Raw genomic sequence first — 22,623 nt, 5'->3', positions numbered from 1 at the left:
ACTACTCCCCGAGGTAATACCATGTCAGATGTATTTCAGTTTCTGAATGTTGCTCGCAACCCTGGCGATAAAGTCGCGGTTGAGAAACGTAAATTTGTATTCAAAGAAATCTACACGCCGTTGGATAAAACCAGCTCGGGTGAACAAGCCGGTCGTTGCCTTGGCTGTGGCAATCCGTATTGCTCTTGGGAGTGCCCAGTGCACAACCATATTCCGCAATGGTTGCAATTGGTCGACGAAGGTAAATTGTTTGAAGCGGCTGAATTGAGCCACAAAACCAATTCATTACCAGAAATCTGTGGCCGTGTTTGCCCACAAGATCGATTGTGCGAAGGTGCATGTACGCTCAATCAAGTTGAAGCTGGCGCGGTGTCGATTGGTTCGGTCGAAAAATACATTACCGACGAAGCCTTCAAAGCCGGTTGGCGTCCAGATATGTCGGGCGTGATCAAAACCGACAAAAAAGTCGCGATTATTGGCGCAGGCCCTGCAGGCCTTGGCTGCGCTGATATTTTGGTGCGTAACGGCGTTGCCCCAGTGGTGTTTGATCGTTATGAAGAAATCGGCGGTTTGTTAACGTTTGGTATTCCAGAATTCAAACTGGAAAAAGACGTCATCGCGACGCGCCGTAAAATCATGGAAGAAATGGGCGTTGAATTCCGCCTAAATACTGAAATCGGTAAAGATGTGAGCATCGAAACCTTGCTCGCTGATTACGATGCGGTATTTATGGGCATGGGCGCGTACAAATACATGAAGGGCGGCTTTGCTGGTGAAGAGTTGCCAGGCGTGATGGAAGCTTTGCCGTTCTTGATCAACAACGTGCGAAATAGCATGGGTACCTTAGGTGATGAAGCCTTTGTATCGATGGCTGGTAAGCGTGTAGTGGTGCTCGGTGGTGGCGATACCGCAATGGATTGCAACCGCACTTCGATTCGTCAAGGCGCCGCCAGCGTGATTTGTGCTTATCGCCGCGACGAAGAAAACATGCCGGGCTCAAAACGCGAAGTGGCGAACGCCAAAGAAGAAGGCGTTCAATTCCAGTGGAATAGCCAACCGGTGAAAATCGAACAAAACGCCGATGGCAGCTTGGCATTGACTTTGGTGTCGACGCAATTGGGCGCGCCAGATGAAAAGGGGCGTCGTCGTCCTGAATTGATTGCCGGTTCTGAGCGCGTTGTCAACTGCGATCACGTCGTGGTGGCGTTTGGTTTCTCGGCTGAGCCAGAAAGCTGGTTTGACGCGCAAGGCGTTAAAACCGATGACTGGGGACGTACGATTGCGGTTGAAAAGCAAACCTTCAAACACCAAACCAGCAACCCGAAAATCTTTGCCGGTGGCGACCAAGTGCGTGGTGCTGATCTGGTGGTACGAGCAGTCTACGAAGGCCGTAATGCAGCCGAAGGCATTTTGGAGTACATTGGCGCTTGGTAAGGCTATTGAAATAAAAAAGGCCTCGCTTTGCGAGGCTTTTTTTATGTTCTGTCTGTTTAGATCGGTATCGCGCTTAAGGTTTGGATAAGTAATGGATTCTTTGGTTTTGGGCCGTACTCTACTGCAGCAAGGACAGTCTCATCAGGCACTACAACACTTTCTTGATGGTCTGGCCCATGCTCAATCTGAGCAGAGTAATGAAGCCGGGTATTGGCTGGCAATCGCTGACATCGTGCATGACAGTGGGCAATTTGAACGCGCTTTAAGTTTACATCAGCATGCGCTTTCTCTGGCTGAGGGTGAGGCGCACTATTGTTCGGCCTATTTAGGGTTGGCGGCTGATTTGTGGGCAATGGGCCAAGTAGCCGCGGCCTATCCGTTGCAAGCACAGGCCTTGGCAATGGCGGTATTGCAAGACGATGCCGTTTTGCTAGTGCAGTCTGCTCGGTTGTATCAATTGCAGCAACAATGGCCGGCGGCTTTGGCGCAATTTGAGCAAGCCGTTTTATTGGTCGACGATTGCGAAAGCTTTATGTTGCATTGGTCGATTTTGTCGCTGTATCTACAAATAAATCAAACCGATGGCCTACCTGCTGCGATCAGCCGAGCGAGTTCGGCATTAGCGCATGCTGGCGCCAGTGATTTGCGCGGCGCATTGCTGATTAAATTAGCGCAGGCGAGCCAAGCCTGTCAGCAGTACACGGCTGCGGTCGATTTTTATCAGGCGGCGATGCTGCATTCAGCGCAACAAAAAAAACCACCACGTCCACGGCGCTTACGCGAGGTCGAATTCAAACTACAGCAAACCACCAGTGAGATTGAAATTGATCTGCTCAGACTCAAAAGTGCTCAGCAAGATGAGCAGGTGCGTTTGCTGGAAAGCACCACTTATCGTGATGCGGTGACGGGCTTACATAATCTACGGTATTTGGAAGCGCGCTGGCCGATGTTACTGGCTCTGGCGATTGATCATCCGTCTTTATGTGTATTGCATTGTGGCGTTGATCAGTCGACCTATTTGCGCGAAGTGATGGGCGAAGCAAAAAGTAATGATTGCAGTCTGCGAATTGCCAAGGTTTTGCAAGACGCACTACCAGAAGGGGCGGAGTTGATTGCGGGTGGGCAGCTGGTGTTTAAATTGATGTTGCCTGCTAGCTCGGCAGACTTGGCCAATGCATTGATTGAGCAAATTCAACAGCAGATCGCGCAATTGGATTTTAGTGATTTACCCGAGGCACTCACCTTGAGTATGGGCGGCACAATTTATCAGCAGGGCGACACCGTTGACGTATTGCAATTACGTGCGGATTTGGCCTTGTATTTGGCGATGCGCCATGGCGCCGGTGCCGTGGTGTGGGAGATGGCAGTATGACCGCGCGTTTAGCGTTATTAACTCAACTTGAGACGGTATTAAATTGTGCCGAGTGTGGTTCGCCGCCTTTGCCTGATCAAGCGCAGCAATGGGTGGCTGAAAGCCAAGCTGACCCACGTTTACACGGGATGGCATTGGATATTTTAGGGCATGCCCAGCAGCATTTTAGCGCGCATCATGCGGCGCAAGCGGCATTTAGTGCGGCGGCTGAGAGTTATCGGCAGGCTGGACAGATAGGTAGTTCGACCAATTCATTGCTGCTGTTGGCGACGTCTTATTTATTAAATGATCAGCCTTTATTGGCACTCGATCAATGGACTAAAGCTTTAATGCAGGCCAAAGGCGCGCAAAACCTAGGGCAATGTGTCCGTGTCTATTTAGGTATTGGGCAGGTTTATATTGGTTTTAACGATAATGAAGCCTCGCTGCGGTGCAGTGAAATGGCGCTCAAAATGGCGGTGGCGATTGCCGACCCGCTGTTAGAGTGTGATGCCTTGCTGTATGTCGCGAGTGATCAATATCGTTTGCAGCGTTACGCTCAAGCTTTAGATGCGATCGCCCGCGCCGAACGATTGATGGAGCTGCCTTTGCACAATAAAGTCTGGGCGGCAGAAATTGTGTATTACCGTGGTTTGATTCATGCCCAGCAAGGGATGTTGCAGCAGGCTAGGGTTGAGTTGGCGACGGCATACGATTTGCATTACGCCAATGATAATCTGTGGGGCAAGGCGCATGCCTTGACCGGTTTGGGTGAGATCCTACTGCAATTACAAGTAGCAGAGGCTGAGCGCATTTTACTACAAGCGCAACAATTGGCGGAGCAGGCGGGGGTATCGAGCCTGCAAACTCGATGTAGCAAGGCTTTAATTGATTGCTATCTGGCACAGCAGCAAGCTGAGTTAGCGCTGCCTTTTTACGCGCAGTTATTTGCACAGCAATCTTTACCTGAGCGAAAAATCAGCGCAACGCATCGCAAAAAAATAATGCAGCTTGAAACACAAAGCCGAGTATTGCAGCTACAAAAATGCCTACAAACTTGCGCCATCAGCTCATAGTCAAAAAACTGGGTATAGCGTTGTAGTTCATATTGAATAATTTTTTCAGCAATATACCCATTCAAACTTCTGAAAAACAACTTGGATTTGATGGCTTTCCCGAATCAATATTTGGCTTGTTTGGATGTACACTAAGCTATGGAATCACAAACTTTTCTTTCCGCTTTTATTTTGCTGCTCTTGGTGATTGATCCCTTGGGCGGCATTCCTTTGTTTGTCGCAATGATGAAAAAAGTCCCGAAGGCGCGGCGCTGGCGAATGATTATTCGCGAAGTCAGTGTCGCGTTTGTGGTACTGGTGACTTTTATGTTGTTTGGCCAAAAGTTTCTTGAAGTCATGCATTTGTCGCAAACCTCATTGGGCATTGCTGGTGGCGTGATTTTGTTTTTAATTGCGCTGCGGATGGTGTTTCCTCACCCCGATGGCGTTTTTGGCGACACCAGCGAGGGCGAGCCGTATATTGTGCCGTTGGCGATTCCTTTATTGGCAGGGCCATCGGCATTGGCCACGGTGTTGTTATTGGTTTCGCGCGATCCAGAGCGAATTGAAGTATGGGTGGCGGCATTGGCCTTGACGATGCTGATTTGCGCGCTGACGTTAGCGTTTTCAGAAAAAATTAGCCAAGTGCTCGGCGCGCAAGTCACGACGGCATTCGAGCGTTTAATGGGTTTGATTTTGACGGCGATTGCGGTGCAAATGTTACTCGATGGCATTCGGCAGTATTTAGTGTCGCTTTAATCACGATATTTAGGCGTTTTGCGCTGACGATCAGGTGGTGTTTGATGCGTCACAAGCCTCATCGCCGGTGTTCGGCGCTAGAATAAGCAGATTGATAACGATGGGTTTGTACTGCGAGACAAACAACGTTAGCAGATACCTTGGTGTAGTTATTTTTAATGGCGGCTAATCAGGAGTTGAACCATGACACAGAATGAATTGAAAGAAGCGGTAGGCCGTGCAGCAGTCGCCTATGTGCCTGAAAATTGTATTGTTGGCGTTGGTACTGGTTCGACTGCCAATTACTTTATTGATGCTTTAGCTGAAATCAAAGGCCAAATTAAAGGCGCGGTGTCTTCGTCAGAGGCGAGCGTTGCGCGTTTAAAATCACACGGGATTCCGGTATTTGATTTAAATACCATTGATGACTTGCCGGTGTATGTTGATGGTGCTGATGAAATTAATCATCAATTGCAAATGATTAAGGGCGGTGGTGCGGCGTTGACGCGCGAGAAAATCATTGCTGCGGTTGCTGGGCAATTTATTTGTATTTGCGATGAAAGCAAATTGGTTGATGTTTTGGGTAGTTTTCCGTTGCCGGTTGAAGTGATCCCAATGGCGCGCTCGTATGTGGCGCGTGAGTTGGTTAAATTGGGCGGACATCCCGCTTACCGTGAAGGTGTAGTGACTGATAACGGTAATATCATTATTGATGTGCATGGTCTGTCGATTAGTCAGGCCACAGTGCTGGAAACACAAATTAATCAAATCGTTGGCGTTGTGACTAACGGTTTATTTGCCCATCGCCGTGCTGACGTGCTCTTATTGGGTACGGCTAACGGGGTGAAAACCATTAAATAAAAGCGCAGCGGCGGATGAAAAGTTCGCCGCTCACGGGCAGATGAAACAGTACTGTAATAAAAAGCTGGTATTTTGCACCGATTAATACACTGGAGAAGCTGTGTCATGTCAGAACATATTTCAAAGCAATTTGATGCCGATTTAGAGGCAATTCGCTCCCAAGTGATGGGAATGGCCGGTTTGGTCGAAGAGCAAGTTCGCTTGGCGATGCAAGCTTTGGCTTCGGGCGATGTGGCAGTTATTAATAAAGTCATTGAGCAAGAAACGCAAGTGAATCAAATGCACGTCAAGCTTGATGATATGTGCGTGCATATGATTGCGCGTCGTCAGCCTGCAGCCACTGATTTGCGGATGGTGATGACGGTGATTAAGTCAGTTGAGGATTTGGAGCGCATTGGCGACAAAGCCTACCGAATTTGCAAACGGGCAAAAAACATTTATGAATCAGGCCGTTTGCAAGTGCCACGTTTTCATGACCTCAACCATATTGCCGATTTGGCGCTGGATATGTTGTCTAATGCACTCGATTCATTTGCCCGTATGGATGCGGTGAGTGCATCAGAAGTGATTCGTGCTGATGCGCAGCTCGATCAAGAATATCAAGCGCTGCATCGCCAATTGATTACCGTGATGATGGAAGATCCACGTTCGATTACGTTGATTTTGGATATCTTATGGATTGCCAAAGCTATTGAGCGTATTGGTGATTTGGGGGTGAATGTCGCCGAGCATGTGATTTACTTGGTTAAAGGCCAAGATGTTCGCCATAAAACCCAAGAAGAAGTTGATCGCGTCGCTTTGCAGTAAGCCGATGCATCAGATTAGGTCGAGGTTTATTGCCCTAGTCTGAAGGAAGTAGTGTCTAATAAAGGGCGGCTGTGGCTGCCCTTTATGATTTGCGTTTGCCACAAACATGACTTTTACGTATTGTTATGCCCGCAAACCCGCTACCTACTGGAGTTTTACTGAATGGGCGACTGTTCTGTCATTGCCGCTGTGGATCTCGGCTCCAACAGTTTTCGCTTGCAAGTCGCCCGTGTGGTCGAAGGGGCTTTGTTTCCGCTGGATTCTTTAAAAGAAACGGTTCGTTTAGGCGCCGGTTTAGATGCTCATGGTTGTTTGACTGCTGAAGCTATTGATGAAATGACCGCAGCACTGGCGCGATTTGGTGAGCGTTTAGCCGGTTTGCCGCCGCAATGTGTGCGTGCCGTTGCGACCAATACCTTTCGTATCGCTAGAAATAGCGCTGCTTTTTTACCTCAGGCCGAGGCGGCCTTGGGTTTTCCTATTGAGATTATTGCTGGCCGTGAAGAAGCGCGATTAATTTATATCGGTGCTGCGCATAGTTTGCCGAGTACGCGTGAGCGTCGCTTGGTGATTGATATTGGCGGCGGATCAACCGAGTTGATTATCGGCAGTCAGTATCGCTCATTTAGTACCGAAAGCATTCAGCTCGGTTGTGTTGGCTGGAGTGCGCGTTATTTTCCCGATGGCGTCATTACGCGTGAGCGAATGGAAACGGCTGAGCTCGCAGCGCGAGGTGCTTTCTTGCCCTTGGTGCCCACGTTTTACTCGGGAGAGTGGCAAAGAGCGATCGGTACTTCAGGCACCGCGCGCTCATTAGCCGATATTTTAGAATTAAACGATTTATCGCCACTGGGTATTACTCGTGATGGTTTAGCCGCTTTGCGTAGCAAAATGATTGCAGCTGGTCATATCAATCATTTGCAATTAAATGGTTTGCGCGATGATCGGCGCCCAGTATTGCCCGGCGGCTTAGCGATTATGCAGGCGGCCTTTGATATGCTCGGTATTGAGCGGATGTCGATCACATATGGCGCGCTGCGTGATGGCGTGCTGTATGACTTGGTACAACGCCAAACCCAATATGATGTGCGGGATCGAACGGTCGATTTCTTTCAGCGTCGTTACCATGTTGATGGACCGCAGGCGTATCGAGTATCGCAATTGGCGGCGCAATTATTTGACGTGCTGCGCGGTGAAACGCAAAGCGATGATGTCGTGCTGGCCAGAAATCTGACGATGGCTGCGGGTTTACACGAGGTGGGGCGCTCGATTGCGCATGCTAGCTACCATAAGCATTCAGCGTATATTTTGCAGCATGCCGATATGCCGGGTTTTTCTAAACGTGAACAAAACTGGTTGTCGCGGCTGGTGCTGGCGCATGCCGGTAGTTTGAGTAAACTCGCCGATCAAGAGATTCAGCCTGCTGAGTGGGATGCCATTTTGTGCTTACGCATGGCGGTGTTGTTTTATCGTGCTCGTCTGGATGAGGCGCCGCCATTGGGTTTGCTCTCGCATTGTGCTGGCGGCTATTGCTTAGAATTAGATGCTGCGTGGTTAGAGGCGCATCCACTCACGATGTATGCCTTAAATGAGGAAATCACTGCATGGCAAAACATGGGCGTAAATCTAATGATTCGAGCCGTCGCCAACGTATAAAAGCGCATTTAAATTCAGCGAAGGCGGGCGCAGATCCCGGTACTTTGCGGTATGTCGGCGGTGAAGCGCCAGCGGCAACGCTGGCGACGTTAATTGAATTTGGTCCTTTGCCTAGCGATTACCTTGCGACTAGTTTTAGCGACGTTGATGTCGGTCGAGCTTTTCAGCCAACGTTTAATACCTTGTGGCTGAACGTACATGGCTTAGAAAATATTGAAATCCTCAAATTAATTGGTCAGCGGTTTAAATTGCATCCGCTGGTTTTAGAGGACATTCTAAATACCCAGCAGCGCCCCAAGGTTGAGCAATATCCCGGTTATTTGTATATCACCGCTCGACTTATGAATTGGGATGCCGACGGCGTTTCTGGTGAGCAAGTGAGCTTAATTGTCGGGCGTGGTTTTGTGTTGACCTTTCAAGAAAAACCCAGCGGCACTTTTGCGGCGATTCGCGATACGCTTAAAAATAGTGAGTCCCAAATTCGTAAATTGGGGCCTGATTATTTGGCCTATGCCTTATTGGATAAACTGGTTGATCGTTATTTCTTAGTGCTTGAGCAATTGGGAGAGCGCTGCGAAGAGCTGGACGAAGCGATTAATAATGAGAGCCAACCCGAGCATATGGTTGAAGTGCAGTCATTACGTCGTAGTTTGCAGCAAATAAAGCGCAGTTTGTGGCCGATGCGGGAAATGCTCAATGTGCTGCAGCGAGATGACGCTGATTTTTTTCATAGTGAAACTCAGCTGTATTTACGCGATGTGTACGACCATACGGTGCAATCGATTGAGACCGTTGAAGCGCTACGCGAAATGATTTCCGGACTGCAAGAAATCTATCTTTCACTGCAGTCGCAACGACTCAATGAACAAATGCGGCTACTCACCGTCATTACCACCATCTTTATGCCGCTAACGTTGATTGCCGGTATCTACGGCATGAATTTTGACATCATGCCCGAGCTACGCTGGAGCTATGGCTACTATGCGGCCTTGGGTTTGATGGGCTGCGTTGCGGTGTTTTTGGGTTTATTCTTTTGGTTGCGACGTTGGGTATGATTGTTTGGGTATATCTATGAAGACTTTAAAATTAAAGACCTTGGTTGATATACCCACCAATCATGCGGCTACGGCCGATATTTCAAGTCTGAATCCGTCGTGGGGGATTTATATCCACCACGCCAGCAAAAACACCCCCAGCATGGCTAAGGCCAGCCCGACTTTAGCAATCGCGCCAATTAACATGCCGATACCGCTGGCGAATCCGACTTTACCGGCGTGTAGCAGATCTTTTCTGGCATAAAACTCACCCGCAGCAGCGCCTAAAAACGGCCCGAGAATTAAGCCAACAATCCCGCCCAGCATACCGACAATCGAGCCAATTAAAGCCCCCCAGACAGCGTAGCGGCTCGCACCAACACGTTTAGCGCCCATTGCGCCGGCAATGTAATCGAGTACGCTGGCGACGATCATCATGACCAATAACAGGCTGAGTGACGGCCAGCCAACATGAATAAATTGATTGCCCCAGGCGATGAGTAACATGCCGGCAAAAATTAAAGGTGTTGATGGTAGCAAAGGTAAAATGGTGCCGGCTAAACCAGCCAGAATCATGCCTGCGCCAAGTAGGTAGCTGATGATTTCAAACGTTTCCAAGATCGCGCTCCAAGGGGAATCAATTATTTTTAATGTGGGTTGGACTACGTCAATGCTAAAAAGATGCTCAGCGCGTGAAAAATAATATCGCAATAAAACAGTCATTTATTGAATATCGTCTCCTTTGGTCTATAGAAAAGCGTGAAAGGAGTTGACGTAAGGCACGTGTTGGTGTTTAATTGCGGCTCTTCGAAACGAAGTAGTGTTTCGAGTGGCTCGTTAGCTCAGTTGGTAGAGCAGCGGATTGAAAATCCGCGTGTCCTTGGTTCGATTCCGAGACGAGCCACCAAGGAATTCAAGGGTTTAGCTGTAAGCTAGGCCCTTTTTCAAATGCTTAGTTAAGCATGGCTCGTTAGCTCAGTTGGTAGAGCAGCGGATTGAAAATCCGCGTGTCCTTGGTTCGATTCCGAGACGAGCCACCAGTATTTCGGTATTCAGTCCGAAGCAAAAACCCGCTAGCGCAAGCTGAGCGGGTTTTTTGTTTTTCCGGGCTATATTTAGCCAGCTCTTGCTGCGTAAGTCGTGCGGGCCAATACAGTAGGTAATAAAAAAGGCAGCGTCAGCTGCCTTTTTGTCATTTAAACCGTAAACGATTTAGTTTTGGCGCTCAACTTGGCTAACATCACGCACTGCGCCAGTGTCGGCGCTGGTGGTCATTGCCGCGTAGGCGCGTAACGCTGCGCTCACGTAGCGTTCGCGGCTAACAGGTTTCCAAGCATCTTTGCCGCGTGCGTTCATTGCTGCGCGACGTTGAGCAAGTTCTTCGTCGCTGACCATTAATTGGATGCGGCGGGTAGCGATATCGATTTCGATGATGTCGCCTTGTTCAACTAGGCCGATCGTACCGCCTTCGGCGGCTTCAGGGCTGGCGTGACCAATCGATAGGCCCGATGTGCCGCCAGAGAAACGACCGTCAGTCAATAGGGCGCAGTATTTGCCTAGCCCTTTTGATTTGAGGTAAGACGTTGGGTAGAGCATCTCTTGCATGCCGGGGCCGCCTTTCGGCCCTTCGTAACGAATCACTACGACTTCGCCAGCTTTCACTTCGTCGTTCAGAATGCCGGCAACAGCATCGTCTTGGCTTTCGTAAACGCGGGCTGGGCCTTTGAAGATACGAATGGTCGATGTCGGTACGCTGGTGGTGTAGCGCAGTTGATCGACTTCAAACATGCTTTCGTCCACGCCAGCGGTCTTTACGATGCAGCCGCGTTCGGCGATATTGCCGTATAGCACAGCAATGCCGCCGTCTTGCGAGTAGGCGTTTTCTTTGTTGCGGATGCAGCCGTTGGCGCGATCTAGGTCTAGTTCAGGCCAGCGCATGCTTTGGCTGAAGGCGATCGTGGTGGCAACGCCGCCCGGTGCTGCGCGGTACATCAAGTGAGCAAGGCTGTCGGGTGAGTTTTTAACGATATCCCATTGGTCGAGTCCTTCGCCCATGGTTTTGGCGTGAACTGTTGGCACGTCGCGATGGATGAGTCCGGCACGGTCAAGTTCGGCCAAAATGCCAATCACGCCACCGGCGCGATGCACGTCTTCCATATGATATTTTTGCGTTGCTGGGGCAACTTTAGCAAGGCACGGTACTTTGCGGCTCATGCGGTCGATGTCGGCCATTTTGAAGTCAACGCCAGCCTCATTCGCTGCGGCGAGTAAGTGCAGTACGGTATTGGTTGAGCCGCCCATGGCGATATCGAGTGCAATTGCGTTTTCAAAAGCTTTAAAGGTTGCAATATTGCGTGGCAATACGGATTGGTCATCTTGTTCGTAATAGCGCTTGGCAAGCTCAACAATGGTGCGCCCGGCTTGTAGGAATAATTGTTTGCGGTCGCCGTGCGTGGCGAGCATTGAGCCATTGCCCGGTAGTGATAGGCCGAGTGCTTCGGTGAGGCAGTTCATCGAATTGGCGGTAAACATGCCTGAGCAAGAGCCACAGGTTGGGCAGGCGCTGCGCTCGATTTCGGCCACTTGTTCGTCGCTGACTTTGTCGTCTGCGGCTTCAACCATCGCATCAACGAGGTCGAGTTTGCGAACTTCACCGTTCCAGTTGACCTTGCCCGCTTCCATTGGGCCGCCAGAAACGAAAATCACCGGGATATTGAGGCGCAAAGAGGCCATTAACATGCCAGGGGTGATTTTATCGCAGTTGGAAATGCAGACAATCGCATCGGCGCAATGGGCGTTGACCATGTATTCGACTGAGTCGGCAATTAAATCGCGACTTGGCAGGCTATACAGCATGCCGCCGTGTCCCATGGCGATGCCGTCGTCAACGGCAATGGTGTTGAATTCTTTAGCGACGCCACCGGCTTTTTCGATTTCGCGTGCGACCAATTGGCCGAGGTTGTGTAAATGCACGTGGCCCGGAACAAATTGCGTAAATGAATTGCAGACGGCGATGATCGGCTTGTCAAAATCGCCGTCTTTCATGCCTGTGGCGCGCCAAAGAGCGCGGGCGCCGGCCATGTTGCGGCCGTGGGTGGTGGTGCGAGAACGGTAAGTGGGCATGTCGATTCCTTGGGCAAAATTCAAAACACGTGGCCGATTGTATCGAAAAAAAGCCAGCCTAGGTTTTCGAAGTAGGGGGCTTTGCTCTGAGAGATTGAATGTGGTGTGAAAAGGTGATTGAAGTTGTTGGTGAGGCGGTATAATCGGCGGCTACTTTCCTGGCGTTAAGGCGAAAATTTATTATGTTTGTTCATCCGCAGTTTGATCCGGTGGCGATTTATATTTACGGCTCATTTGGCGTTCACTGGTACGGTTTAATGTATCTGATCGGCTTTGTGTTGTTTGTGATGTTGGGGCGTTGGCGGATTCGACGCGGCAATCCGCCGGGCTGGCAAACAGCGGAAATGGATGATTTATTGTTTTATGGCGTGCTCGGGGTGATTTTGGGTGGGCGTCTGGGTTATGTCTTGTTTTATAAGCCAGCATTTTATCTGGCCAATCCATTGGATGTCCTCAAAGTTTGGGAAGGCGGGATGGCATTTCATGGCGGCTTTTTGGGTGTGTTGGTTGCTATGGCGCTGTTTGGGCGTAAAACAAACCGAAGTTTTTTCCAGGTAACTGACTTTATTGCGCCATTGGTTCCTTTGGGTTTGGCAGCTGGGCGGATTGGTAACTTTATTAATGGTGAGTTGTGGGGTCGTGTTACTGATGCCACGATGCCATTGGCGATGATTTTTCCACAGGCGCACGATGGTTTGCCACGTCATCCGTCGCAGCTATATCAATTTGCTTTAGAAGGTGTGTTGTTGTTTATTGTGTTGTGGCGTTTCTCGGCCAAGCCTCGCGCTGTTGGTCAAACATCGGCACTATTTTTGATGGGGTATGGTGTGTTCCGTTTTGTTGCGGAATATGCACGTCAGCCGGATGATTTCTTGGGTTTATTGGCGATGAATTTAAGTATGGGGCAGTTGCTGTGCTTGCCGATGATTGTGGCTGGTGCGATTTTGTATGTGTGGGCAACGCGACGAAACAAAATGCTTTGAAGAAGTAAGGGCTATTTTCTTAATTAAATTAGTCCCTTAGTCGATTTTTTGTGGTTTGTACAATTTTTTTTGTCAAAAATGTTTGACGACTTGAGGGCCTGTAGTCATAATGCGGGCTCTCTTAGTGGCGGGGTTACCCCAGCGGTCAACGGGTCCGGACTGTAAATCCGGCGGCTCAGCCTTCGAAGGTTCGAATCCTTCCCCCGCCACCATTTATAAAAGAGCTTGAATAAAGTTTAGAGAACGAATCAGTTATCAAGTATGCGGGTGTAGCTCAATGGTAGAGCAGAAGCCTTCCAAGCTTACGACGAGGGTTCGATTCCCTTCACCCGCTCCAGTTTATTGCCGATGTAGCTCAGGGGTAGAGCACTCCCTTGGTAAGGGAGAGGCCATGAGTTCAATTCTCATCATCGGCTCCAGTCAATTGTCAGTTATTAATTTATTTCAAGATCTCGAAAAGGAATAAGCGATGGCTAAGGAAAAGTTTACACGGACTAAGCCGCACGTTAACGTCGGTACAATCGGTCACGTGGATCATGGTAAAACAACGCTGACAGCTGCAATTACTACAATTCTGTCGAAAAAATTCGGCGGTATTGCTAAAGATTACGCGTCAATCGACTCTGCACCAGAAGAAAAAGCACGTGGTATTACTATTAATACTGCTCACGTTGAGTACGAGACTGAAAAACGTCACTACGCTCACGTTGACTGCCCAGGTCACGCGGATTATGTGAAAAACATGATTACCGGTGCTGCGCAGATGGATGGTGCGGTATTGGTTGTTTCTGCAGCTGACGGTCCTATGCCACAAACTCGCGAGCACATCTTGTTGTCTCGTCAAGTTGGTGTTCCGTACATTATTGTTTTCATGAACAAAGCTGACTTGGTTGATGATGCTGAGTTGCTTGAATTGGTTGAAATGGAAATTCGTGATTTGTTGTCTAAATACGATTTCCCTGGTGATGATACCCCAGTAATTACCGGTTCAGCTCGTTTGGCGCTTGAAGGTAATCAATCAGAATACGGCGAGCCAGCAATCTTCCGTTTGGCAGATGCTTTGGATAGCTACATTCCTGAGCCAGAGCGTGCAATTGACGGTACGTTCTTGATGCCAGTTGAAGATGTATTCTCTATTTCTGGTCGCGGTACTGTTGTGACTGGTCGTGTTGAGCGTGGTATTGTTAAGGTAGGTGAAGAGATCGAGATCGTTGGTATTGTGCCAACAGTTAAGACGACTTGTACTGGTGTTGAGATGTTCCGTAAATTGCTTGACCAAGGTCAAGCGGGTGACAATATCGGTGCCTTGCTTCGTGGTACTAAGCGTGAAGATGTTCAGCGTGGTCAAGTTTTGGCAAAACCAGGTTCGATCACTCCGCACACTAAGTTTACTGCTGAGATCTATGTGTTGTCTAAAGATGAAGGTGGTCGTCATACACCATTCTTTAGTAACTACCGTCCACAGTTCTACTTCCGTACTACTGACGTAACTGGCGCGATTGAATTGCCAGAAGGTACAGAAATGGTAATGCCTGGTGATAACGTATCGATCACTGTAACCTTGATCTGCCCAGTAGCGATGGAGCAAGGTTTGCGTTTCGCGATTCGCGAAGGTGGTCGTACTGTAGGTGCTGGTGTTGTTGCAACAGTAGTTCAATAAAAGGTTGCAAAAAGGGTTTAACGTTGTTATAGTTATGCCCTCTCCGTAGGCGAGTAGCTCAATTGGTAGAGTACCGGTCTCCAAAACCGGGGGTTGTGGGTTCGAGACCCCCCTCGCCTGCCACAATATATCAACGGAGCCGTTCCTTCATAGGAGCGGCTCTGTTTTATGGGTCGCCGATAAAGCAATGCAAAGCATAGAACGACTAAAAGTAGTAGCTGCCCTAGCCCTGGTGTTGTTGGGTGTTGCGGGTTTTTATATGGTTCCAGCGGGTCAGTCCTTTTTGGGGTCTTTGTGTGTCGCGGTAGGTGTGGTAGCGGCAGGTGCGGTAATGTGGTTTACTACATTAGGTCGCACTTTTGTTGATTACGCTCGTGATTCAGTCAAAGAAGCTCAGAAGGTGGTTTGGCCAAGCAGAAAAGAAACATGGCAAGTGACTGCTGTTGTTTTCTTATTTGTCGGTGTATTGGCTCTGTTTATGTGGGCGGTTGACTCAGGTCTCGCTTGGTTGTTTTACGATGTCGTGCTCGGTCGCGGTAAATAAACGGAGGGTTCGATATGGGTATGCGCTGGTATGTAGTTCATGCGTATTCTGGCTTTGAAAAAAGCGTACAGAAAGCATTGAAAGAAAAAATTGATCGCTTGGATATGGCACACTTGTTTGGTCAAGTGTTAGTACCTGTCGAAGAGGTAATGGAAATTAAAAATGGTAAAAAAGCGCTGACTGAGCGTAAGTTTTACCCAGGTTATGTATTTGTTGAGATGGATATGACCGACGATAGCTGGCACTTGGTGAAAAGCACGCCTAAAGTGACTGGTTTTATCGGTGGTAGTGGTACTAAGCCAATGCCAATTCCTGCGAAAGAAGTTGAGCGCATGATGCAGCAAGTGCAAGAAGGTGTTGAGAAGCCGCGTCCAAAAGTGTTGTTTGAAGTGGGTGAGTCTTTGCGAGTTACTGAAGGCCCATTTGCTGATTTTAATGCGACAGTTGAAGATGTGGATTACGATAAGAGTCGTCTGAAAGTATCGGTGATGATTTTTGGTCGTGCGACACCGGTTGATTTAGAGTTTTCTCAGGTCGAAAAAGTCTGATCTGTGTTGGTTTTACGCAGTAATGCGTTTTTCATTGGGGAGCTGGCTGTTGCTAGCGTTTGACCCGCTTTTAGGAGTTGTATCGTGGCTAAAAAAATTGTCGGCTATGTAAAGCTGCAAGTGCCCGCTGGTAAAGCAAATCCATCGCCACCTATCGGTCCGGCATTGGGTCAGCGCGGTTTGAATATCATGGAATTTTGTAAAGCGTTTAACGCTGCAACCCAAGGCGTTGAGCCAGGTTTGCCAATTCCTGTTGTGATTACTGCGTATGCGGATAAATCATTCACTTTCGTGATGAAATCACCACCTGCAACAATTTTGTTGAAAAAAGCAGCTGGTATCACTAAAGGTTCTGCTAAGCCACATACTGACAAAGTTGGTGTTGTGACTCGTGCTCAGCTGGAAGAAATCGCTAAAACTAAGCAAGCAGATTTGACTGGTGCCGATATGGACGCTTCAGTACGTATTCTTGCTGGTTCAGCACGTTCAATCGGTATTACCGTGGAGGGCGTGTAAATGGCTAAGGTTTCTAAACGTCTAGCGGCTTTGAACGCTACTGTAGATCGCAATAAATTGTACCCAGTTGCTGATGCAATTGCTTTGGTACAAGCTGCTGCTACAGCCAAATTTAACGAATCTATCGATGTTTCGTTCAATCTTGGTATTGATGCACGTAAATCAGACCAAGTGGTTCGTGGCGCTGTTGTATTGCCTAAAGGTACTGGTAAATCAGTTCGCGTTGCCGTGTTTACACAAGGTGCAAACGTTGAGTTGGCTAAAGCTGCTGGTGCCGATATCGTTGGTTTTGAAGACTTGGCTGAGCAAATTAAAGCTGGCGTAATGGACTTTGACGTTGTTATTGCATCTCCAGATGCAATGCGTATCGTTGGTCAATTGGGTCAAATTTTGGGCCCACGTGGTCTGATGCCAAATCCAAAAGTGGGTACTGTTACTCCGAACGTTGCTGAAGCAGTTAAAAACGCAAAAGCCGGTCAAGTTCAATACCGTACTGACAAGGGTGGTATCGTACACGCAACAATCGGTCGCGCATCTTTTGCTGCTGCTGATTTGCAAACTAACTTGGCAGCTTTGGCTGATGCTTTGCAAAAAGCAAAACCAGCTAGCTCTAAGGGCGTGTATTTCAAGAAGATCGCTGTTTCTAGTACGATGGGTGTAGGCGTTCGCGTTGACACTGCTTCTGTACTAGCATAAAGACTTTGGGTTGCTGCGTGATGTTTCGATATCACACAGCAAAATGTCAAAGACCGTAGGCGCTAAATCATTGATTTAGCTTAATCACAGCGCCCAAACGCTAGCCTACGCAGACGGTGTGCCCAATGCAGGCTTCTCATCAACTATTTTAGTTGATACAAGTCTCCTGAATATTGGTCGCCGTTTGATTGGGTGGCGCGATTATTCGCGCTGAACTTAACTAATGGAGGTTGACCTTGAGTCTGAATCTTGACGACAAAAAAGCGGTCGTGGCTGAGATTGCAGCAGTAGTTGCAAATGCTCAAACCATCGTTATCGCTGAATACCGTGGAATCGGGGTTGCTAGCATGACTGCATTGCGCAAACAAGCGCGTGAGTCTGGCGTGTTCTTGCGTGTTTTGAAAAACACCTTGGCGCGTCGTGCTGTTGAAGGAACTCCGTTTGCTAGCTTGGCTGACCAAATGTCAGGTCCGCTGGTTTACGCGATTTCTGAAGATGCAGTTGCTGCAGCTAAAGTTCTCCAAAGCTTCTCAAAGAAAGATGAGAAGATTAAGGTGATTGCTGGTTCGTACGAAGGCAAAGTATTAACTGCTGCTGAAGTTGCCCAACTTGCTACTATCCCGAGCCGTGATGAATTGCTCTCGATGTTGCTGGGCGTTATGCAAGCTCCAGTTGCTGCGTTTGCTCGTGGTCTTGGCGCATTGGCTGCTAAGAAAGCTGAAGATGCTGCTCCTGCTGAAGAAGCTCCTGTTGCTGAAGTTGCAGCAACTGAAGCGCCAGCAGACGCTGCCTAAGCTTTATACCAATTTTGAATTTGATTTAATCTGACAAGATTTTCAGGAGTACTAGAAATGGCTGTTACTAAAGAAGACATCCTTGAAGCAGTAGGTGCTTTGACTGTTATGGAATTGAATGACCTCGTTAAGGCATTCGAAGAAAAATTTGGCGTTTCTGCTGCAGCTATGGCTGTTGCTGGTCCTGCTGCTGCTGGTGCAGCCGCTGCTGAAGAACAAACTGAATTTGACGTTATCTTGACTGGCGCTGGCGCTCAGAAAGTTGGCGTGATTAAAGTTGTTCGTGAAGTGACTGGCTTGGGCTTGAAAGAAGCTAAAGACTTGGTTGATGGCGCACCTAAAGCAGTTAAAGAAGGCGTGTCTAAAGCTGATGCTGATGCAATCGCTAAGAAATTGATCGAAGCCGGCGCTACTGCTGAAGTTAAGTAATTGTTCTTGAAGTAATGTAGTGCAGGCAGGCGGAGGAATCCGCCTGCCCTTTTGCGTTTGTATACTGCGAGCTTGCTTACGGCTGTTTGAGTTGTGAGCAAATTATAATTTGCAGCTGGCAAACCAGAAACCGCTCACAACCGTAAGCGGGCGTTTTGCGGTTTGTCCATTGCGCCCAACCCCATGGAGAGTTTATGAGTATGAAATACTCGTTCACTGAGAAAAAACGTATTCGCAAAAGTTTTGCGAAACGGGCGAGCGTCCTCGAAGTGCCGTTTCTGCTGGCTACTCAGATCGACTCTTATACCGAATATCTGCAACTAGGTGTGCCAACTGAGGCGCGTCGCGAAATTGGCTTGCAGGCTGCGTTTAACTCGATTTTCCCTATCGTTTCCCATAATGAATATGCACGTCTTGAATTTGTGCATTATTCCTTGGGTGAGCCTGCATTCGATGTAATCGAATGTCAACAACGTGGCATTACCTTTGCTGCGCCGTTGCGTGCTCGTGTTCGTCTGGTCATTATGGACCGTGATGCAGCAAAGCCAACGGTAAAGGAAGTCAAAGAGCAGGATGTTTATTTCGGTGAAATCCCGTTAATGACACGTAGTGGTTCATTCGTGATCAACGGCACTGAACGTGTAATTGTTTCTCAGTTACACCGCTCTCCGGGCGTGTTCTTTGAGCATGACAAGGGTAAAACCCATAGTTCCGGTAAATTATTGTTCTCAGCCCGTGTGATTCCTTACCGTGGATCATGGCTTGATTTCGAATTTGACCCGAAAGATTTGCTGTTCTTCCGTATTGACCGTCGTCGTAAAATGCCGGTATCAATTTTGCTTAAAGCATTGGGGTATACGGCTGAGCAGATTTTAGCTGAGTTCTTTGATACAGATACCTTCTACCTTACCGATGATGGCGTGTTTTGGGAATTAGTTCCAGATCGCTTGCGTGGTGAAGTTGCTAAGTTTGACATCATTGCTGATGATGGTCGTGTGTTGGCGCAAAAAGATAAGCGTATTACAGCAAAAACGATTCGCGACATCACTAATGCTGGTATGACCCGTATTCCAGTTCCGCTGGATTATATGTATGGCCGTATGTTATCGACTGCGGTTATTAGCCCAGAAACGGGCGAGCTCGTTGCTAAAGCCAATGATGAAATCACTGAAGATTTATTGGTTAAACTCGATAGCAACGAAGTAAAAGAAATTCAGACTTTGTACATCAATGATTTGGACCAGGGCGGCTTTATGTCGGCGACTCTGCGTACTGATGAAACCGTTGATGAATGGCAAGCTCGCGTTGCGATTTATCGCATGATGCGTCCGGGCGAGCCGCCAACAGAAGATGCGGTACAGGCCTTATTTAAAGGTTTGTTCTTTAATGAAGATCGTTATGATCTCTCTGCTGTTGGCCGCATGAAATTCAATAGCCGTGCTTATCCAGATCGTTTGGAAGAAAAAGCACCGGGCTGGCAACGCCGCTTCTATGAGCGCGCAGGCAAAAAAGGCATCACCGGCCCTGGTATCTTGTCGACAGAAGATATCGTCGCTGTTATTGGTATTTTGCTTGAATTACGCAATAGTCGTGGTGAAGTCGATGATATCGATCACTTGGGTAACCGTCGTGTTCGTTCAGTCGGTGAGTTGGCTGAAAATCAATTCCGTGCTGGCTTGGTTCGTGTTGAGCGCGCTGTTAAAGAGCGTTTGTCGCAAGCAGAATCAGACAATTTGATGCCACATGATTTGATCAACGCTAAGCCGGTATCGGCAGCGGTGAAAGAATTCTTTGGTTCATCACAATTGTCGCAGTTTATGGATCAAACGAATCCATTGTCTGAAATCACCCACAAACGCCGTGTTTCGGCGTTGGGCCCAGGTGGTTTGACGCGCGAACGCGCAGGCTTTGAAGTTCGTGACGTGCATCCAACGCATTACGGCCGTGTTTGTCCGATTGAAACGCCGGAAGGTCCAAACATTGGTCTGATCAACTCATTGTCTTGCTATGCACGTACTAATGAGTATGGTTTCTTGGAAACGCCATATCGTAAAGTAATCAATGGTCAAGCGACGCTTGAAATTGAATACTTGTCGGCAATTCAAGAAGGTAAGTATGTGATTGCACAGGCCAATGCTGGCTTGGATGACGATAGCAAACTGACTGATGAATTGGTGACTTGCCGTGAAGCGGGCGAGACGATTGTTGCTACGCCTGATCGCGTTCAGTACATGGACGTGGCGCCAAGCCAGATCGTTTCTGTTGCTGCATCATTGATTCCATTCTTGGAACACGATGACGCCAACCGTGCATTGATGGGCGCCAACATGCAACGTCAAGCTGTACCTTGCTTGCGTGCTGAGAAGCCAATGGTCGGTACTGGTATTGAGCGTACATGCGCAACTGACTCGGGTACTGCAGTAACTGCATTGCGTGGCGGTGTGGTTGATTTCGTTGATGCGACTCGTGTTGTGGTTCGCGTGAATGATAGCGAAACAATCGCTGGCGAAACCGGTGTTGATATTTACAACTTGGTTAAATTCACTCGTTCGAATCAGAATACCAACACCAACCAACGTCCTATCGTTGTTAAAGGTGATCGGATTGAGAAGGGTGATGTCGTTGCAGATGGTGCATCGACTGACTTAGGTGAGTTAGCTTTGGGTCAAAATATGACCATCGCTTTCATGCCTTGGAACGGCTATAACTTCGAAGATTCGATTTTGATCTCCGAAAAAGTCATTGCTGATGATCGTTATACTTCGATTCACATCGAAGAATTGAACGTCATGGCGCGTGATACTAAGCTCGGTCCTGAAGAAATTACCCGTGATATTTCAAACTTGTCTGAGCGTATGCTTGGCCGTTTGGATGAAGCTGGTGTGGTGTATATCGGTGCTGAAGTTGAGGCTGGTGATGTTCTGGTTGGTAAAGTAACGCCTAAGGGCGAAACTCAACTGACACCAGAAGAGAAACTACTGCGTGCCATCTTTGGTGAAAAAGCTTCTGACGTTAAAGACACTAGCTTGCGCGTGCCATCAGGCATGGTTGGTACTGTCATTGATGTGCAAGTGTTTACTCGTGAAGGGATTGAACGTGATAAACGCGCTCAAGCCATTATCGATGAACAGTTACGTCGCTATCGCCAAGACTTGAATGACCAATTGCGTATTGTTAATGATGACTTGTTCGAGCGTATCGAACGGATGATCGTTGGCAAAATTGCAAATGGTGGTCCAAAACGCCTAGCGAAAGGTACAGCCATCACTTCAGAATACTTGGCCGATCAACTTTCTAAGCACGATTGGTTCGATATTCGTTTGGCTGAAGAAGAAGCCGCGCGTCAACTCGAAGCAATGAAAGATTTGATTGCCCAGATGAAGCAAGAGTTTGAGTTACGCTTTGAAGATAAAAAGCGTAAATTGACTCAAGGTGATGAGTTACCACCTGGCGTGATCAAGATGGTTAAAGTGTATGTGGCAGTAAAACGTCGCTTACAACCAGGCGATAAAATGGCCGGCCGTCACGGTAACAAGGGTGTGGTTTCTAAGATCTTGCCAGTTGAAGACTTGCCACATATGGCAGATGGTTCAACTGTTGATATTGTTTTGAATCCATTGGGTGTTCCATCACGGATGAATATCGGGCAGATTCTCGAAGTTCATTTAGGCTGGGCAGCAAAAGGGATCGGCCAGCGTATTGATGCGATGTTGCGTGAACAACGAAATGTTGCTGAAATTCGTGAGATTTTGGATAAGATTTATCAATCCAAAGGCAAGGCCGAAGACATCAGTGATCTGAGCGATGTTGAAATCATGACATTGGCGCGTGGTTTGCGTACTGGTATGACTTTTGCAAGTCCAGTGTTTGACGGTGCTGATGAGTCTGAAATCCAAGAAATGCTTGATTTAGCATATCCAGATGAAGATGAACGCACTCAACAATTGGATTTCAACTCAAGTAAGACACAAATGCAGTTGTATGACGGTCGTACGGGTGAGCCGTTCGAGCGTAAAGTCACTGTTGGTGTGATGCATTACTTGAAATTGCATCACTTGGTTGATGACAAGATGCATGCACGTTCAACTGGACCTTACTCGCTCGTGACTCAGCAGCCGCTGGGTGGTAAAGCGCAGTTTGGTGGTCAGCGTTTTGGTGAGATGGAGGTTTGGGCCTTGGAAGCATATGGCGCAGCGTACACCTTGCAAGAAATGCTTACTGTTAAATCCGATGATGTGAATGGTCGTACTAAAGTTTACGAAAACATTGTGAAGGGTGATCACCGCATTGATGCTGGCATGCCAGAGTCGTTCAATGTATTGGTCAAGGAAATCCGTTCGCTCGGTATCGACATCGATCTGGAAACCTACTGATCTGTGTGAGGTGTGGGGAGG

19 protein-coding genes and 6 tRNA genes are annotated in these 22,623 nt (G+C 48.2%); 23 read left to right on the top strand and 2 right to left on the bottom strand.

Features of this window, described 5'->3' with window-relative positions; genetic code table 11:
• Positions 1–21: 21 nt before the first annotated feature.
• The 8 genes from K4H25_RS16535 to corA all read left to right on the top strand — a co-directional run bounded on the left by K4H25_RS16535 (position 22) and on the right by corA (position 8,957).
• Positions 22–1,434 carry an FAD-dependent oxidoreductase gene (locus K4H25_RS16535; RefSeq protein WP_221021436.1) on the top strand — a complete coding sequence of 471 codons (1,413 nt, stop codon included), beginning with the start codon at positions 22–24 and terminating at the stop codon, positions 1,432–1,434.
• Between the two features lie 91 nt (positions 1,435–1,525).
• Complete coding sequence (locus K4H25_RS16530) at positions 1,526–2,806, top strand: tetratricopeptide repeat-containing diguanylate cyclase (RefSeq protein WP_221021435.1); 1,281 nt, start codon at positions 1,526–1,528, stop codon at positions 2,804–2,806.
• Positions 2,803–3,861 (top strand): hypothetical protein, encoded by a 1,059-nt coding sequence (locus K4H25_RS16525; RefSeq protein WP_221021434.1) that lies wholly within the window; start codon positions 2,803–2,805, stop codon positions 3,859–3,861. Before K4H25_RS16530 ends, K4H25_RS16525 begins: the two co-directional genes overlap by 4 nt.
• A 138-nt stretch (positions 3,862–3,999) precedes the next feature.
• Entirely contained in the window at positions 4,000–4,599 is a 600-nt protein-coding gene (locus K4H25_RS16520; protein ID WP_182075722.1) for a MarC family protein, read from the top strand.
• Positions 4,600–4,782: 183 nt separating this feature from the next.
• Positions 4,783–5,439, top strand: a complete 657-nt coding sequence (rpiA, locus tag K4H25_RS16515) for a ribose-5-phosphate isomerase RpiA (protein ID WP_221021433.1) — start codon at positions 4,783–4,785, stop codon at positions 5,437–5,439.
• Positions 5,440–5,544: 105 nt separating this feature from the next.
• Positions 5,545–6,246: a phosphate signaling complex protein PhoU gene (phoU, locus tag K4H25_RS16510; protein WP_221021432.1), complete on the top strand. Its 702-nt coding sequence runs from the start codon at positions 5,545–5,547 to the stop codon at positions 6,244–6,246.
• Positions 6,247–6,408: 162 nt separating this feature from the next.
• Positions 6,409–7,902, top strand: coding sequence for a Ppx/GppA phosphatase family protein (locus K4H25_RS16505; protein WP_221021431.1), 1,494 nt, complete (start codon positions 6,409–6,411; stop codon positions 7,900–7,902).
• Positions 7,851–8,957 carry a magnesium/cobalt transporter CorA gene (corA, locus tag K4H25_RS16500; protein WP_221021430.1) on the top strand — a complete coding sequence of 369 codons (1,107 nt, stop codon included), beginning with the start codon at positions 7,851–7,853 and terminating at the stop codon, positions 8,955–8,957. The genes K4H25_RS16505 and corA overlap by 52 nt, the downstream gene beginning before the upstream one ends.
• A gap of 108 nt (positions 8,958–9,065) precedes the next feature.
• On the opposite strand, the gene K4H25_RS16495 is transcribed toward corA, so the two are convergent.
• Positions 9,066–9,554: a DUF456 domain-containing protein gene (locus K4H25_RS16495; RefSeq protein WP_255587801.1), complete on the bottom strand. Its 489-nt coding sequence runs from the start codon at positions 9,552–9,554 to the stop codon at positions 9,066–9,068.
• Between the two features lie 213 nt (positions 9,555–9,767).
• On the opposite strand from K4H25_RS16495, the gene K4H25_RS16490 reads away from it, so the two are divergent.
• Positions 9,768–9,843: transfer RNA gene (locus tag K4H25_RS16490), tRNA-Phe, on the top strand.
• A gap of 57 nt (positions 9,844–9,900) precedes the next feature.
• A tRNA-Phe gene (locus K4H25_RS16485) sits at positions 9,901–9,976 on the top strand.
• A gap of 172 nt (positions 9,977–10,148) precedes the next feature.
• Here the strand turns inward: K4H25_RS16485 and ilvD are convergent.
• Positions 10,149–12,059, bottom strand: a complete 1,911-nt coding sequence (gene ilvD, locus K4H25_RS16480) for a dihydroxy-acid dehydratase (RefSeq protein ID WP_221021428.1) — start codon at positions 12,057–12,059, stop codon at positions 10,149–10,151.
• A gap of 182 nt (positions 12,060–12,241) precedes the next feature.
• Here ilvD and lgt point away from each other — a divergent pair, with 182 nt between their 5' ends.
• The 13 genes from lgt (at position 12,242) to rpoB (ending at position 22,602) form a co-directional block, all read left to right on the top strand.
• The gene (lgt, locus tag K4H25_RS16475; RefSeq protein WP_221021427.1) at positions 12,242–13,042 is read left to right on the top strand and encodes a prolipoprotein diacylglyceryl transferase; all 801 of its coding nucleotides are present in this window, start codon (positions 12,242–12,244) and stop codon (positions 13,040–13,042) included.
• Positions 13,043–13,168: 126 nt separating this feature from the next.
• A tRNA-Tyr gene (locus tag K4H25_RS16470) sits at positions 13,169–13,254 on the top strand.
• A 51-nt stretch (positions 13,255–13,305) separates the two neighbouring features.
• Positions 13,306–13,379: transfer RNA gene (locus K4H25_RS16465), tRNA-Gly, on the top strand.
• Positions 13,380–13,386: 7 nt separating this feature from the next.
• Positions 13,387–13,461, top strand: a tRNA-Thr gene (locus K4H25_RS16460).
• Between the two features lie 50 nt (positions 13,462–13,511).
• Positions 13,512–14,702, top strand: a complete 1,191-nt coding sequence (gene tuf, locus K4H25_RS16455; protein ID WP_173532462.1) for an elongation factor Tu — start codon at positions 13,512–13,514, stop codon at positions 14,700–14,702.
• A gap of 47 nt (positions 14,703–14,749) precedes the next feature.
• Positions 14,750–14,825, top strand: a tRNA-Trp gene (locus tag K4H25_RS16450).
• A 64-nt stretch (positions 14,826–14,889) separates the two neighbouring features.
• Positions 14,890–15,246, top strand: a complete 357-nt coding sequence (secE, locus tag K4H25_RS16445; protein ID WP_221021426.1) for a preprotein translocase subunit SecE — start codon at positions 14,890–14,892, stop codon at positions 15,244–15,246.
• Between the two features lie 14 nt (positions 15,247–15,260).
• Positions 15,261–15,794, top strand: coding sequence for a transcription termination/antitermination protein NusG (gene nusG, locus K4H25_RS16440; protein WP_173532460.1), 534 nt, complete (start codon positions 15,261–15,263; stop codon positions 15,792–15,794).
• Positions 15,795–15,878: 84 nt separating this feature from the next.
• Positions 15,879–16,310, top strand: a complete 432-nt coding sequence (gene rplK, locus K4H25_RS16435) for a 50S ribosomal protein L11 (protein ID WP_173532459.1) — start codon at positions 15,879–15,881, stop codon at positions 16,308–16,310.
• Positions 16,311–17,006: a 50S ribosomal protein L1 gene (gene rplA, locus K4H25_RS16430; RefSeq protein WP_173532458.1), complete on the top strand. Its 696-nt coding sequence runs from the start codon at positions 16,311–16,313 to the stop codon at positions 17,004–17,006.
• A gap of 236 nt (positions 17,007–17,242) precedes the next feature.
• Positions 17,243–17,800 carry a 50S ribosomal protein L10 gene (gene rplJ / locus K4H25_RS16425; protein ID WP_221021425.1) on the top strand — a complete coding sequence of 186 codons (558 nt, stop codon included), beginning with the start codon at positions 17,243–17,245 and terminating at the stop codon, positions 17,798–17,800.
• A 57-nt stretch (positions 17,801–17,857) separates the two neighbouring features.
• Positions 17,858–18,229: a 50S ribosomal protein L7/L12 gene (gene rplL / locus K4H25_RS16420; RefSeq protein ID WP_173532456.1), complete on the top strand. Its 372-nt coding sequence runs from the start codon at positions 17,858–17,860 to the stop codon at positions 18,227–18,229.
• A gap of 200 nt (positions 18,230–18,429) precedes the next feature.
• On the top strand, positions 18,430–22,602 hold the full coding sequence (rpoB, locus tag K4H25_RS16415) for a DNA-directed RNA polymerase subunit beta (protein ID WP_173534590.1): 4,173 nt from the start codon (positions 18,430–18,432) through the stop codon (positions 22,600–22,602).
• The last annotated feature ends 21 nt before the right edge of the window (positions 22,603–22,623 follow it).

The sequence above is a fragment of the Deefgea piscis genome, assembly GCF_019665785.1.
GTDB lineage: Bacteria > Pseudomonadota > Gammaproteobacteria > Burkholderiales > Chitinibacteraceae > Deefgea.
The sequence above is the reverse complement of the archived record's forward strand: the minus strand, read 5'-3'. Positions and strand labels throughout refer to the sequence as shown.

Bases quoted from the DNA above. Each gene is read 5' to 3' on its own strand.
- K4H25_RS16535 (WP_221021436.1), top strand. From the start codon at position 22: ATGTCAGATGTATTTCAGTTTCTGAATGTTGCTCGCAACCCTGGCGAT.
- K4H25_RS16530 (WP_221021435.1), top strand. From the start codon at position 1,526: ATGGATTCTTTGGTTTTGGGCCGTACTCTACTGCAGCAAGGACAGTCT.
- K4H25_RS16525 (WP_221021434.1), top strand. From the start codon at position 2,803: ATGACCGCGCGTTTAGCGTTATTAACTCAACTTGAGACGGTATTAAAT.
- K4H25_RS16520 (WP_182075722.1), top strand. From the start codon at position 4,000: ATGGAATCACAAACTTTTCTTTCCGCTTTTATTTTGCTGCTCTTGGTG.
- rpiA (WP_221021433.1), top strand. From the start codon at position 4,783: ATGACACAGAATGAATTGAAAGAAGCGGTAGGCCGTGCAGCAGTCGCC.
- phoU (WP_221021432.1), top strand. From the start codon at position 5,545: ATGTCAGAACATATTTCAAAGCAATTTGATGCCGATTTAGAGGCAATT.
- K4H25_RS16505 (WP_221021431.1), top strand. From the start codon at position 6,409: ATGGGCGACTGTTCTGTCATTGCCGCTGTGGATCTCGGCTCCAACAGT.
- corA (WP_221021430.1), top strand. From the start codon at position 7,851: ATGGCAAAACATGGGCGTAAATCTAATGATTCGAGCCGTCGCCAACGT.
- ilvD (WP_221021428.1), bottom strand. From the start codon at position 12,059: ATGCCCACTTACCGTTCTCGCACCACCACCCACGGCCGCAACATGGCC.
- lgt (WP_221021427.1), top strand. From the start codon at position 12,242: ATGTTTGTTCATCCGCAGTTTGATCCGGTGGCGATTTATATTTACGGC.
- tuf (WP_173532462.1), top strand. From the start codon at position 13,512: ATGGCTAAGGAAAAGTTTACACGGACTAAGCCGCACGTTAACGTCGGT.
- secE (WP_221021426.1), top strand. From the start codon at position 14,890: ATGCAAAGCATAGAACGACTAAAAGTAGTAGCTGCCCTAGCCCTGGTG.
- nusG (WP_173532460.1), top strand. From the start codon at position 15,261: ATGGGTATGCGCTGGTATGTAGTTCATGCGTATTCTGGCTTTGAAAAA.
- rplA (WP_173532458.1), top strand. From the start codon at position 16,311: ATGGCTAAGGTTTCTAAACGTCTAGCGGCTTTGAACGCTACTGTAGAT.
- rplL (WP_173532456.1), top strand. From the start codon at position 17,858: ATGGCTGTTACTAAAGAAGACATCCTTGAAGCAGTAGGTGCTTTGACT.
- rpoB (WP_173534590.1), top strand. From the start codon at position 18,430: ATGAAATACTCGTTCACTGAGAAAAAACGTATTCGCAAAAGTTTTGCG.